Source organism: Paenibacillus sp. P4_A9 (assembly GCF_056402415.1).
Genome location: NZ_JBFUHL010000001.1, coordinates 267051 through 280229 on the forward strand (window position 1 = coordinate 267051; position 13179 = coordinate 280229).

Consider the following 13179-nt stretch of genomic DNA (forward strand, 5'->3'; position numbering starts at 1 on the left):
CTAGAAAGAGATATACGCCCCAGAATGCTCAAATAAATAAGTGCGATCAGATAGGCATGGTAGTTCATGTTCACTTGCAGTTGATGAGTTCCCTAGCTTTTCAGATAAATTCCTAAGTGCAGATGCAATTAAATGTGTTCGTACTTCTCCCCATACCTCTTGTTTCTGATGAACGTATTGCAAACCGTCCTTAAGGGTTAGACCTTTGAGCTTCTGGAAAACTGACGCCCATTGTATGAAATCTCCCTTCAGGTTGCCGCATGGAATTTCAAATTGCCCTAAACCGCATGTACCCAGATTCGTTGAAATCGTCAATAAACCGCAATGACAGTCAGTGCCGTGTCCAGGCAGCAGCTTATCTGATAATTCACAATCGAATTGAAAACATTCAATACGGGTTATCTTACATTCCTTAATAAGTTTGATACATTCATCTGATTCTCTTAACAGAGTCAGAGGTTCGGGATACATAATAGATTCACACTCCTCCATTTGTGAACAACAAAAAGAAGCCAAAGAGCAGAGAATCTCTACTCTCGGGCTTCGGAGCAGCGTGAATAATGCGCTGTGAAGGCACGAGAAGAAGGTGGTTCTCTCCCAATACGCTTACGAGGTTAGCTGTCGGATTCGGGCTTGGAAGTGCCCTACTCAGCGTGTTGCATCAATGTGTTGTTGCTGAAACGAATGTTACGCCTTATAGCCATGATTGTAAAACGCCATGGAGGGACTCTATCTCGTTTTTTTAGCTAATTCGACAAATGAAAGCGGATCCAAATAGGAAGAACATTCATTTTCGATATAAATGCTTCGACTTACTTCCGTTTTTGCCATTTGGTCTTCATCTGCCTATGGTTCTATAGCTATGAGAAAATCAGTGGATTTGCGTTTTTATTCTTTTTTTATGCGTTTGCTATCTAATCTTTACCCCCTTTTTATACGGTTCAATCCTACAATTATTCTATATCAGAGATGGTGTTCGTCAAGTAGAGTGACTTTGGCAGTTCCGCTGTACCGACCAAAAGTCAGAAGGAGAAATGTTATGACTTCCTTCCCCCATTATTGTTGGTTACTGGTTTTCTAAAAAAAGGTACGAGATCACACAACAGGCTACACCTTGGAATGAAGAGCATCAGATTGAAAACTTAATGAAAAAAGGTAGCCCACTGTGAAGTAAAGGTTTACCAGATGCCGAAGTTTCCATTATTTAGGAACTCCGGCTTTTTGTTTTCAATAAAGTACCCCTTTAATTGAAATCCATGGATTTAAAATTCCTATCAATTGGAAAACAGAATTTCTTTCTGAAAACGTGGGAACCATATTATGGGGTGAAATATGAAGAAAAAGTTGGAAATATGGCAATTAACACCGCCGCAAATTCTTGTACTTGGTTTTGCTGTTATCATCTTTATCGGGGCAGGTCTGTTGACTCTTCCATTTGCCTCGGCTACTGGGCAATCGATCCCATTCATCGACGCGTTATTTACTGCGACTTCGGCAACTTGTGTGACTGGGCTTGTCGTTGTGGATACAGGAAGTGCGTACACCATGTTTGGCCAAATCGTTATTGTGACTTTGATTCAAGTTGGCGGTTTAGGTTTCATGACGATGGCCACGCTGATCGCTTTCGCGTTTCGTAAGAAGATCACGCTCAAAGAGCGGTTGGTTCTGCAAGAAGCCCTTAATCAAAGCACCATGGAAGGCATCGTGCGGCTCATTCGCAAAGTCATTATTTACTCACTTAGTATTGAAGCTATAGCAGCCGTCATTTTGACGATTCGATGGACATTCGATTTAGGGTTTTCCAAGGCGCTATACTTTGGAATCTGGCATGCGATATCGATGTTTAATAATGCTGGGTTTGATTTATTCGGCACAATCGATGCACCTTTCGTTTCTTTTACTGGGTATGCTGACGATTTCGTTGTGAATTTTGTTGTCATGGCGCTTATCGTTCTCGGAGGCATTGGTTTTATTGTCATGTCCGATTTAATGGATTACAAAAAGACTAGAAAACTTCTCCTGCACTCGAAGGTTGTGCTCAGTATGACCGGACTTCTTATTCTACTCGGCGCTGTTGTCATATTTATTTTTGAATATACAAATATGAAAACGCTAGGATCGCTCAATTTTGGTGGAAAAGTGCTCGCCTCCTTCTTTCAATCCGTAGCACCGCGTACAGCAGGACCAAATACTGTTGATCTCGGCGCCATGCGGCAAGCATCTCAATTTTTCATTGTTATTCTTATGTTCATCGGCGGTTCTCCTGGATCTACGGCGGGAGGGATTAAAACAACGACTTTTGCGATATTGCTTAGTGCGATTGTAACGATGATCCGCGGAAAGGAAGATATTGTGATTTTCCGTTTCCGTTTAGCTAAGGATCGCATCCTTAAAGCAATTACGTTGACAATGATTGCATTGATTCTTGTCATCTTTGTCACAATGCTCCTAACGACGACGGAAGATGCGCAGTTTCTCAAAATTTTATTCGAGGTCACATCCGCCTTTGGTACGGTAGGTTTGACGATGGGACTTACCCCGGAACTAACGGCATTCGGTAAAATTATAATCAGCCTGATGATGTTCGCCGGACGTCTTGGCCCGATTACACTCGCGTACGCCTTACAACCGAAGCAAGAGAAAGAATTATTTAGATACCCAGAGGGTAAAATCACCATAGGATAGGGGATAAGGAAAGATGAAGAATCAATATGCAGTGATTGGTTTAGGCAGATTCGGTGCTAGTATTTCTAAAGAACTCATCAAGCTTGGAAACGAAGTGCTGGGGATTGATAAGGATGAAGAAATCGTGAATGAGTTGAGTACCGTGCTTACACATACCGTCGCGGCCGATGCCACGGATGAAGAAGTACTGAAGTCTCTGGGCTTGCGCAATTTCGATTGTGCAGTCGTCGCAATTGGGGATGATATTCAGTCCAGTATTTTAACTGCGATTGTGCTTAAAGATTTGGGTGTAAAGAAGGTTGTAGCGAAGGCACTCTCCGACTTGCATGGCAAAGTATTAAACAAACTTGGCGTAGACCGGATCGTTTACCCGGAGCGTGACATGGGTATCCGTGTGGCGCACCAGCTTGTTTCACCGAATTTACTCGACTACATTGAAATATCCAAAGATTACACGATTGCCGAGCTTTCTGTATCCAAGCGGATCAGTGGTTTAACGATGAAAGAGCTGGATCCGCGTGCGAAATATGGCTGCAGCGTCGTAGCCATTAACAAGAAATCGGGCGTCATCATTGCCCCAACCGCAACAGACACTATTAATGAACAAGATATTATGGTCATCATCGGCACGAATGATCATATTGAAGAGTTCGAGAGGGAAGTAATTGGCTAATGGATACAACTTCTGCCCTGATTGATCATGTGATTATTCTTCTTGTATTAATTTTTGGATTAGGGATGCTTTTCGGTAAAACGGCCCAAGCTCTGAAACTGCCAGATGTTGCATTCTTTCTAGTTGCCGGTATGTTAATAGGACAAGGCCTTCATTGGATTAATGAATCCAGCATATCTTTTACGAATCAATTTATTTTAGTCATTGGCTCTACGCTTATTTTATTTGATGGTGGTCGCAATATCAGGCTATCAGGTCTTCGCCAAGTATGGATAACTGTGAGCTTACTGAGTATTCCAGGTGTTATCGTTACTTGTGTAGCCGTTGCGATTACCGCGCATCTGCTTTTGGATCTTCCTTGGATGTATGCGCTATTGTTGGGAGCTATTATCAGTTCGACAGATCCCGCTACGCTCATTCCGGTATTTAAGCAGGTGAAAATTCGTACGAGAGTTAGGGAAACCGTAGAGAGTGAGTCGGCCTTTAATGATGCGACAGGTTCGATTCTTACTTTTTCATTGCTGGCGATCATTATGGGAACCCAAGCCGTATCCCTCACATCCGGTGTCGTTGAATTTGCGAAAACGGCGCTGGGTGGACTTCTTCTTGGTGGTGCCATTGGTTATGTAATGACATATGTGACCGCACATTTGAAGTTGGGTTTCCTCAGAGATTACGCTACCATTGCAATGGTAGTAACTTCATTGGGTTCTTATATAGCCGGGGAACTGATAGGAGTCAGCGGCTTCATGGCGACTTTTACAGCGGGACTCATTTGGGGAAATGCGGGCACATTCAAGTTGGATATGAATGATAAGCTACACGAAATGGAGCATTTTTCCGAAAATATTACGGTGATTATGCGTATGCTGATTTTCATTCTTCTTGGCAGTCAAGTCAACTTCAATGTTATTTTCGAGCACTTTTGGACAAGTTTGGGAGTTATTTTTGTTTTTATGTTTATTGCTCGCCCTTTGACGGTGTTACTTTGTACGTTACCGGATCGTAAAGCGAAGTGGAAATGGAATGAAATTGTTTTTATGTTTTGGGTGCGTGAAACAGGTGTAATTCCCGCGGCTTTGTCCGGGATGGTGGCAGGTATGGGCGTTCAACACAGTGAGCTAATAGCAAGTGTTACCTTCATGGCTGTGCTGATTACGATCTTATTCCAGGCGAGTACAACAGCCTATGTGGCTCGAAAACTTGGACTTGAAGTTACAGAACGGTAAGGTTTTTCATTATTTCCTCTGCGATCAATAATCTCATTAACATAAATTCCTATTTTCACCATAATTGATCGCAGGAAATCTTCGTTTTTTGTGCATGAATGTTATTTTTTCAAATGATACGGTACGGTCGTAACGATCAGATTCCGCTTATACAACAGGAAAGCTCGTATGAGCAAACTCGATTGATTGTGGAGAATGTTGTGCCAGTTTTTCTTAGGGATAAACTGGGGGATGATGACGGTTACCCGGAAATTGGATTCCGTAGCTTTATGTTCAACCGTATCAATAAATTTCGTCAGTGGATGAACTATACTCCGATAATGGGAATGCAACGTGACTAAACGCACATCGGGCTGCCACTTGTTCCATTTCTCCTCAAACTTCTTCTCATCATCTCGCTCAAAAGCCACATATACCGCAATAATCTGATCCGGGGAAAGTGATTTGGCGTAGTTCAACGAATTCTCCACCACATGTGTAAAGCCCGCAACAGGCACGATCATGACATTTCCTTCAATCGGGATGGCGGGTTCACATGAAGATAGGCGTAATTGTTCAGCGATCGCATCGTAGTGCTTTTTAATTTGATGAAAAATAAAAACAATAAGCGGTAGGAAAATGAGTACACTCCATACTTGTCCGAACTTCGTGATAAAGAAGATCATCATGACGATGAAGCTCATGAAAGCCCCTATCAAATTGACCGTTAACTTGAGTAACCAGCCTCGCGGCTTCTCACGAACCCATTTCACCAACATCCCTGTCTGCGCTAGCGTAAAGGGGATAAACACCCCCACAGCATAGAGAGGGATGAGCTGCTCGGTTTGTCCTTTGAAGGCGATAATTAACAGCATCGAAGTGACGGCTAGGAAAATTATCCCGTTCGAATAGCCCAATCTGTCGCCGCGCATCATAAACATTTTGGCGATAAATTTATCTTTGGCCAGATTAACCGCTAGCAAAGGAAACGCAGAATACCCGGTATTCGCTGCAAGAACAAGAATCATGGCCGTTGTACCTTGGACGATATAATACATGACATTTCTGCCAAATGTCATGGTCGCGATCTGAGAAACGACGGTTTCCTTTTCCCGCGGGGCAATGCCGTAGTAATACGCTAAGTAAATAATGCCAGCGAACAGAATGGCTAATAACAAGCCCATGGCCATCAATGTTTTGGAGGCATTATTCGGGGCAGGCGTCTTAAAGTTGGGAATCGCATTGGAGATCGCCTCAACCCCAGTTAAAGCCGAGCTGCCTGATGAGAAGGCTCTTAACAATATGAATAGTGATATTCCCGTAATGGGTGTCCCCAAGGGCGTATGTAAATCGGCAGAGATTTGGCCAGTAACGATTTTGTACAAACCAACACCAATGAGAATTAACAGTGCCACCACAAACAAATATACGGGATACGCTAGGATAGTGGCCGACTCCGTAATCCCGCGGAGATTGAGAATCGTAATAAACAAAACGAGCGCTAGCGCTATAGGGACTGTGTATCGATGCAAGCTTGGAAAGGCTGACGTCACCGCATCGGTTCCAGCTGATATACTTACCGCTACGGTTAAAATGTAATCAACCAATAGGGAACCCCCCGCGAACAACCCGGCGTTCATGCCGAGGTTTTCCTTCGAGACGACATAAGCGCCTCCGCCTTGCGGATAAGCAAAAATAATTTGTCTATACGACAAAATGAGGGCTACTAAAAGAAACAGAACGCCTACAGCGATTGGAATTGTGTACCAGAAAGCAGCTGCACTAATGGTGATTAAGACAAGTAGAATTTGCTCAGGCCCGTAAGCAACCGAGGAAAGTGCATCCGAAGACAGAATCGCCAAGGCTTTCTTTTTGTTAAGCTTCTGCTCGCCCAATTCGTGGGACTTCAAGGGTTGACCAATTAACAAACGCTTCAGATCAGACAACAATGTGTACACCACCCAGCTGTGATATCTTCGTTTCAGTTTGCCCCTTTTCTGAAAAACAATTATATATATTGGAAACCGTTATTCTGGATTATTTACAATCAAAGTATTTTATTTGAAATAGTACCTTGACAGTCATAGTAGTGTGTCGTATTATAAATATGCGAGGTGATGAAATGAGCGATAACAAAATTACATCCGACCTGCTGCGCGGACATACCGACACGATGATTTTAAGGCTTCTATCCGAAGCTGACCGCTATGGTTACGAAATTGTCAAATTGATTGCTGAGCGCTCGGGCGGCGAATATGAATTAAAGGAAGCCACGATGTACTCCAGTGTCCGGAGGCTAGAGGTTGACGGTGATATCGAGTGGTATTGGGGCGATGAATCTCAAGGCGGACGTCGAAAGTATTTTAGGATTACCGAAAAAGGCAAAGATGCTTATGCCCGCAACAAAAGCAATTGGGAGTATTCGAAGCGCGTACTAGAAAACTTATTATAAAGGAGAGATTGTTATGATGAATCAGAAATTGACGAACTATTTGAATGGTGTTTTCACGCCATACGATGGGGTAAAAAGCGTCACTGAATTAAAGGCAGACCTGCACTCCGATTTGCAGGAGCGATATCGTGAACTCAAAGCCGAGGGCAAAGACGATGAAACCGCGTTTCATATGACCGTTGAGAGCATCGGCGACATCGAACAAACGATACTGGAAGTTGCCAACCTCTCCCGCTCGCTGGAACGGCAAGTCGTGACAAACTTTAGCGCAAGCAACCTGGCAATGAGCGACTTTGCAGGCGTTAAGGCTCATAAAGGTCAATTTAATGCTAGCGCGTTACGCGGCGCCGACTTTGCAGGTGCAGACTTGACTGGAAGTACGTTTAAGGCCAGCGACGTACGTGAAGCTAATTTTGACGGCGCAAATCTGACGGACTGTACCCTAACTGCAACTGACCTCTCGAATGTAAGCTTCAATGCATCGACCCTTGTACGCACCAACTTCAGTGTTTCGGGGATGGATGGGGCCAAGTTCACTGGTGTAAAACTAACCGATGTCACGATAAGCAAGATCGACCTTAGGAAAACAACCTTTGAAGGTTGTATCTTTGACGGCGTGGACTTCGAATACTCCGACCTAAGCGGGCTCCGTCTTGAAGGGCAAACCTTTATCGGCGTTAAGTTTGACAAATCGGGCGTAAACGAAGTTTCTTTTAGGGGCGCTACATTCAAGAATGTGTCTTTTCAAGCGTATTTTTCGTTAACCAATAAGTATTACCGTTCCATCAAAACGATCTGCTTTGACGACGCAGTCATGGATAAACTGACCTATGCTTCGCTTAAAGGCATGGGGGCCGATTTGTCTAAAGTTACTGTTCGATAAGCGTATGCTTTCGAAGCCAGTTTTTCTAGCGAAAAACTTTTAGGAGGGGGAAGTTATGCCAAATAATTCGATTCAAGTCATTGGACTGCAAAAGTCCTACAAGCAGCATCAAGTCCTAAAGGGCGTTGATTTCGAGGTGGAAAAGGGCAGTATTTTCGCCCTGCTCGGCTCCAACGGGGCGGGCAAGACAACAGTTGTTAAAATACTCACTACCCTGCTCAAACAAGACAGCGGAACGGCCACCGTAAACGGATTCGATGTTGCGTCAAAACCCGATCATGTACGGCAGGCGATCTCTCTGACCGGACAATTTGCCGCGGTGGATGAAATTTTGACCGGACGGGAAAACCTGATCATGATTGCCAAGCTGCGATACCTCAAGGATCCGCGTCAGGTTGCGGACGACTTGCTTAAACGCTTCGGCTTGACAGACGCCGCCGACCGCAGGGCGTCTACTTATTCGGGTGGAATGCGCCGCAGGCTCGATATCGCCTTAAGTCTCGTGGGAAAACCACAGATCATTTTCCTCGACGAGCCGACCACTGGGCTTGACCCCGAGGCACGCATCGAGGTTTGGAAGATTGTCAAGGAGCTTGCCGACGGCGGCACGACGGTACTCCTAACTACGCAGTATTTGGAAGAGGCTGAGCAGCTTGCCGACCGAATTGCCATTCTGCACGAGGGTAGAATTATCGCCAGTGGCACGCTCTCGGAGCTAAAACAGCTCTTCCCATCCGCAAAGGTGGAGTATGTTGAAAAACAGCCGACATTAGAGGAGATATTCCTCGCAATCATCGGCAAAAAGGAGGCGAAGTAAATGGAGACGACAAAGAATCATTTCTTCATCGATATTAGCGTTATGCTTGGACGTTCCATGCGCCATATTTTCCGTAGTATGGACACCATCATCACGGTCTGCATCACGCCAATTGCGATGATGCTGCTGTTCGTCTATGTGTTAGGCGGTGCCATTCAAGCCGGAACAGATAACTATGTGAATTACCTGTTGCCAGGCATACTGCTCATGGCGATCGCAAGCGGAATAGCCTATACAGCTTACCGTCTGTTTATGGATAAGCAGCGCGGCATATTCGAGCGGTTTCACACGATGCCAATTTCACGTTCCGCCTTGCTTTGGGGACATGTGCTGACCTCTCTGGTGTCCAACGCCATATCGCTTATCGTCATTATTCTTGTAGCGTTAATTATGGGCTTTCGTTCTTCCGCGGGAATACTGCCATGGCTTGCCGTAATAGGCATACTAGCTTTGTTCACACTGGCCTTAACTTGGGTCGCGGCGATTTCCGGACTGTCTGCAAAAACGATTGAAGGTGCGAGCGCGTTTTCCTATCCACTTATCTTCCTGCCGTTTATCAGTTCGGCGTTTGTGCCGACTGAGTCGATGCCGTCGGTCGTTCGCATCTTTGCCGAAAACCAGCCAGTAACCTCGATCGTGAATGCCATCCGTGCGCTGCTGGCAGAGCAGCCAGTGGGCAATGATATATGGGTCGCTCTTGCGTGGTGCGTCGGGATTTTGTTCATAGCCTATTTCTTTGCAATGAGGGTGTACAAAAAACGGGTTTAAATACATCCTGCGTAGGTTAAAGCACCCAAGAGGTGCTTTTTATTTTGCCTTACGACAGTATTCTTTAAACGAAAAAAAGACGCCAATGGCGCCCTCCAACATTGAAAGAATAATTCTCGTTAACTAGAATTTATTATTTAGATAATTTATTTGCCACGAAACTCCGAAGCGGTCATTCAGCCAGCCGAACTTTTTACTGAAACCATAATTACCTAATGGCATTAGAGCTTGTCCACCATCTTGAAGTTTCCCATAAAGCTCATCAATTTCTTCCTCCGTATGACAAGCAACATAAATCGAGAACGAAGGTGTAAAGGCAAATGCATGTTTAACATAACTGTCAATACACATAAACTCCTGCCCTTTTAATGTGAAAGTAGCCTGCATGACGGTTCCTTCTTCTCCAGCTTCATTAGCACCATACCGAACAATGTTTGTAATTTCAGAATCCTCAATGAGTGAGGTATAATAGTTCATCGCTTCTTCTGCCTTGCCACCTTGAAACATTAAGAAAGGTATTACCTTGTCCATTTTATGCTCCTCCTTAAATACTAACTATCACTTTATATTATAAGTGAACTGCCCTTCAATTCAAGTGAGTGATACTGTTTGCCCTTAGGCATTAATCTGTGAACCTGTACAGTTGTTCCTTTGTAAATGTCCATTCCGGGGAATTTAACTTCCCCTCAAACGCTGTGGAATACCAAGGGTTCCCCTGCCCGTTATCCTCATTCTCCAGAACGTGTATGTCTTGTGCAGGCGTGTAGCCCTGAGCTAAGATAAAGAGCTTTTCACCGGTTTTGGGGTTCTGAGCCATATCCAATACGACAATTGCATGTCCCGGCGAGCCCCCTTCCAGAAACACATCTCCAGCCTGCATCTCTGACAGCGGCACCTGCTTCATTTCTTTCGACAAGGACAATGTTCCCGCGTACGCAAATACCATGTTCAGATAACTTCGAAACACCTCGTAGCTGTTGGAGGCCGCTCCCCGTTTGCTCCATGAGACCTTGTTACCGGAAACTTCAATCCGATTCCCTTTCCTCCATGTTGCATAGTCAGCTTTAAAACCATTTGTAAAATTGAAGTGAATCTTATCATACTTGCCACTGCCATACAGGTATTCCGCCCGCAGCCTCATAACCGCATCGGCGCACTGCTGCAGATCCCGCTCCCCTACATCCACATCGAGCACAGCTTCGTAAACCTCTTTAGCCTTAAGCTCCCCATTAAACAAATGCACCTTAGAACCATGGGGCTTCAGCGGCAGATTCCGCAAATATTCCCCATATGATCCATCCACGACAGGAACCCTCTCGTAACCGTTAGGAACGGCTATCCGTTCCATCACGTTTGTTCCTTCCGCATGAATCAATTGTTGTTTGTTGGATTTGGATCCCGTAACAGCATCCGCGACTTTCGACCGTACCTCCCCTGCGGCAGAGCAGGAACTAAGCAGCAGCGCAGAAAGGGCAGTAACCGTTATCCATTTTTTCATCAACAGCAGCAGCTCCGTTCATAGACCTTTGTCTATATTTTCTATCTATTGGAAAATAAAGGCGTCGTTAAATAGACGTTCCTCCGGAGCGAATAGTTGCTCTGATAGCTCACGATATTCCGTCGGCATGCTCCCCATAATCTGCTCCAATAAAAAAAAGAACATTAGCATAATTCTCTAATGTTCAGAAAAGGTTCGAATTGTATGGATTTATTATACAATCTCAACATCGATCAGCTTGAACTGGGTCACATCGACAAGCCCGCGGTTCGAAATCCGAATTTCTGGAATCACGGGCAGGGCAATGAGGGAGAAGGTCATGAACGGCGCGTTCATCGAACAGCCGATGTGTTTCCAGGCTTGATCCAGCTGGGCAACCTCCGCTACGACTTCAGACAAAGATTTATCTGACATAAGGCCTGCAATCGTTAATGGAACTAGAGCCAATACAACCCCGTTCTCAACAACGATCGTGCCGCCTCCTAATCGAATAAGCTCATTCGCGGCGAAAGCCATATCTGCTTCATCGATCCCCATTACTAGGAGATTGTGGCTGTCATGTGCGACCGTCGAGGCGACTGCACCGGATTTTACGCTAAAGCCATGGGCAAAAGCAAGTGAAATCTGTCCGGTACCGCGGTGCCGTTCGATACACGCTAATCGGACAATATCTTGCGCCGTATCTGGCAGAATGATGCCATGTTGGATAGCAAGCTCCGCTGTCATTTTCTCCGTTCTGGCACTGTTCTCGATGACCTTAACTACATTGACCTTCGCCTTCTCCTGTTGGGTCGAAGTCTCCAATTTAAAGTCATCAGCCTGAAGGGCCTGTTTCACATTCATCGAGTTACGAATATGCTCGGGGTATGTGAAGGTTGGGAATTCCACTGCGAGCTTCCCTTGCTCAGCTATGACTTGACCATCCGCTATGACGGTGGCAGGTTCCATCTTTTGCAGATCATCGATCAATAGAATATCCGCACATTTGCCTGGTGTGATACTGCCTAGATCATGCTCGAGCTTGAAATAGCGAGCGACATTGATCGTCACCATTTGGATCGCAGTTACTGGGTTAACCCCCTCTTCCATCGCGCGTCGCGCCACATGGTTGAGATGCCCTTTCTCTACCAGCGTTTGCGGATTCACGTCATCCGTGACGAGCGAAATATTGGACGTATTCACGCCATCCTCGGTGATAATCTTGATGACCTCTTTGACATCATGCCAGGCAGAGCCCTCACGAATCATCAGGTGCATGCCCATGCGAACCTTGTGCAAACCTTGCTCCCGAGTGACCGTTTCGTGGTCGGAAGTTACGCCTGACGCGAGATAGGCTTGAAACATCCGATCATCCTCACTTGGAAAATGGCCTGTAACCGTCTTCCCGCTATCCAGCGTCGCTTCGATTTCACCGCACATTTTGGGATCCCCGTACACGACACCCGGGAAATTCATCACTTCGCCCAGTCCGACCACGTTCTCCCACTGCAGACCCGCTTGAATATCCGCAACTTCCAGCGTTGCGCCCGCATCTTCCAAATCATTCGTTGCTGGCACGCAGGATGGGAACGTCGTAAACACCTTAAGCCGCAGTTGCTGCCCCTCCTCATGCATAAGCCGAACACCTTCCGAACCAAACACATTCGCAATCTCATGCGGGTCCATGAAAATGCCCGTCGTCCCTTTGACGATCGCCGCCTTGGCAAATTCCGTTACGGAAAGCATCGTGCTTTCCACATGCATATGGCCGTCCAATAGGCCTGGCACCATGTACTTCCCATTGGCATCGATCACGACGGTCTTGTCACCGATGGAATGATCTGCCTTCCCTATGTAAGCAATGCGTCCAGCAGTAATCGCGACATCCATATGCGCAATGAGTTCACCTGAATACACATTCACTAAGGTACCATTTTGGATAACGAGCTCAGCGAAGGCTTCTCCTAAGGCAACTTTGGCTAGTAGGCGGCTCACGTCGGTTAGTTTATTTCTTTTATTGGTATAGTTCATAGATGTCAAAGTACTCCTTTGTGAAAATAAGATGATTACAACAAGCAAAATCGCATTGGGCACATAACTCTTGAATCTGCCCCTATGTTAGCATACTTTTCAATTTATTAATGTATACCATTAGCCTTGTACGTGCAAACCATTATCTATGATTATCTATTTGTAAAAGTATTCATTGAAATGTT

12 protein-coding genes are annotated in these 13179 nt (G+C 45.3%); 7 read left to right on the forward strand and 5 right to left on the reverse strand.

Annotated features, from left to right (window positions below):
* Nucleotides 1–471: a hypothetical protein gene (locus AC1DVJ_RS01250; protein WP_477587733.1), complete on the reverse strand. Its 471-nt coding sequence runs from the start codon at nucleotides 469–471 to the stop codon at nucleotides 1–3.
* A gap of 861 nt (nucleotides 472–1332) precedes the next feature.
* On the opposite strand from AC1DVJ_RS01250, the gene AC1DVJ_RS01255 reads away from it, so the two are divergent.
* The 3 genes from AC1DVJ_RS01255 to AC1DVJ_RS01265 are packed head-to-tail and all read left to right on the forward strand — an operon-like array spanning nucleotide 1333 to nucleotide 4587.
* Nucleotides 1333–2685 carry a TrkH family potassium uptake protein gene (locus tag AC1DVJ_RS01255; protein WP_477587734.1) on the forward strand — a complete coding sequence of 451 codons (1353 nt, stop codon included), beginning with the start codon at nucleotides 1333–1335 and terminating at the stop codon, nucleotides 2683–2685.
* 13 nt (nucleotides 2686–2698) lie between these two features.
* Nucleotides 2699–3358: a potassium channel family protein gene (locus AC1DVJ_RS01260; protein ID WP_477587735.1), complete on the forward strand. Its 660-nt coding sequence runs from the start codon at nucleotides 2699–2701 to the stop codon at nucleotides 3356–3358.
* Nucleotides 3358–4587 carry a cation:proton antiporter gene (locus AC1DVJ_RS01265; protein ID WP_477587736.1) on the forward strand — a complete coding sequence of 410 codons (1230 nt, stop codon included), beginning with the start codon at nucleotides 3358–3360 and terminating at the stop codon, nucleotides 4585–4587. The genes AC1DVJ_RS01260 and AC1DVJ_RS01265 overlap by 1 nt, the downstream gene beginning before the upstream one ends.
* A gap of 101 nt (nucleotides 4588–4688) precedes the next feature.
* Here AC1DVJ_RS01265 and AC1DVJ_RS01270 read toward each other — a convergent pair whose 3' ends face one another.
* The gene (locus AC1DVJ_RS01270) at nucleotides 4689–6515 is read right to left on the reverse strand and encodes an APC family permease (RefSeq protein WP_477588052.1); all 1827 of its coding nucleotides are present in this window, start codon (nucleotides 6513–6515) and stop codon (nucleotides 4689–4691) included.
* 173 nt (nucleotides 6516–6688) lie between these two features.
* Between AC1DVJ_RS01270 and AC1DVJ_RS01275 the strand changes: the two genes are divergently transcribed.
* Genes AC1DVJ_RS01275 through AC1DVJ_RS01290 form a run of 4 tightly spaced genes read left to right on the forward strand, consistent with a single transcriptional unit; the run spans nucleotide 6689 to nucleotide 9486 of the window.
* On the forward strand, nucleotides 6689–7018 hold the full coding sequence (locus AC1DVJ_RS01275) for a PadR family transcriptional regulator (RefSeq protein ID WP_477587738.1): 330 nt from the start codon (nucleotides 6689–6691) through the stop codon (nucleotides 7016–7018).
* A 16-nt stretch (nucleotides 7019–7034) separates the two neighbouring features.
* Nucleotides 7035–7901 (forward strand): pentapeptide repeat-containing protein, encoded by an 867-nt coding sequence (locus tag AC1DVJ_RS01280; RefSeq protein ID WP_477588054.1) that lies wholly within the window; start codon nucleotides 7035–7037, stop codon nucleotides 7899–7901.
* Nucleotides 7902–7956: 55 nt separating this feature from the next.
* Nucleotides 7957–8718, forward strand: coding sequence for an ABC transporter ATP-binding protein (locus AC1DVJ_RS01285; RefSeq protein WP_477587739.1), 762 nt, complete (start codon nucleotides 7957–7959; stop codon nucleotides 8716–8718).
* Nucleotides 8719–9486: an ABC transporter permease gene (locus tag AC1DVJ_RS01290; protein WP_477587740.1), complete on the forward strand. Its 768-nt coding sequence runs from the start codon at nucleotides 8719–8721 to the stop codon at nucleotides 9484–9486. It abuts the gene before it with no gap.
* Nucleotides 9487–9609: 123 nt separating this feature from the next.
* Here the strand turns inward: AC1DVJ_RS01290 and AC1DVJ_RS01295 are convergent, their stop codons facing one another.
* From AC1DVJ_RS01295 to ade, 3 genes are all read right to left on the reverse strand, one after another.
* Nucleotides 9610–10017 (reverse strand): VOC family protein, encoded by a 408-nt coding sequence (locus AC1DVJ_RS01295; RefSeq protein ID WP_477587741.1) that lies wholly within the window; start codon nucleotides 10015–10017, stop codon nucleotides 9610–9612.
* Nucleotides 10018–10108: 91 nt separating this feature from the next.
* Nucleotides 10109–10984 (reverse strand): DUF4846 domain-containing protein, encoded by an 876-nt coding sequence (locus AC1DVJ_RS01300; protein ID WP_477587743.1) that lies wholly within the window; start codon nucleotides 10982–10984, stop codon nucleotides 10109–10111.
* Between the two features lie 213 nt (nucleotides 10985–11197).
* Nucleotides 11198–12994 (reverse strand): adenine deaminase, encoded by a 1797-nt coding sequence (ade, locus tag AC1DVJ_RS01305; protein ID WP_477587745.1) that lies wholly within the window; start codon nucleotides 12992–12994, stop codon nucleotides 11198–11200.
* Nucleotides 12995–13179 lie beyond the last annotated feature (185 nt).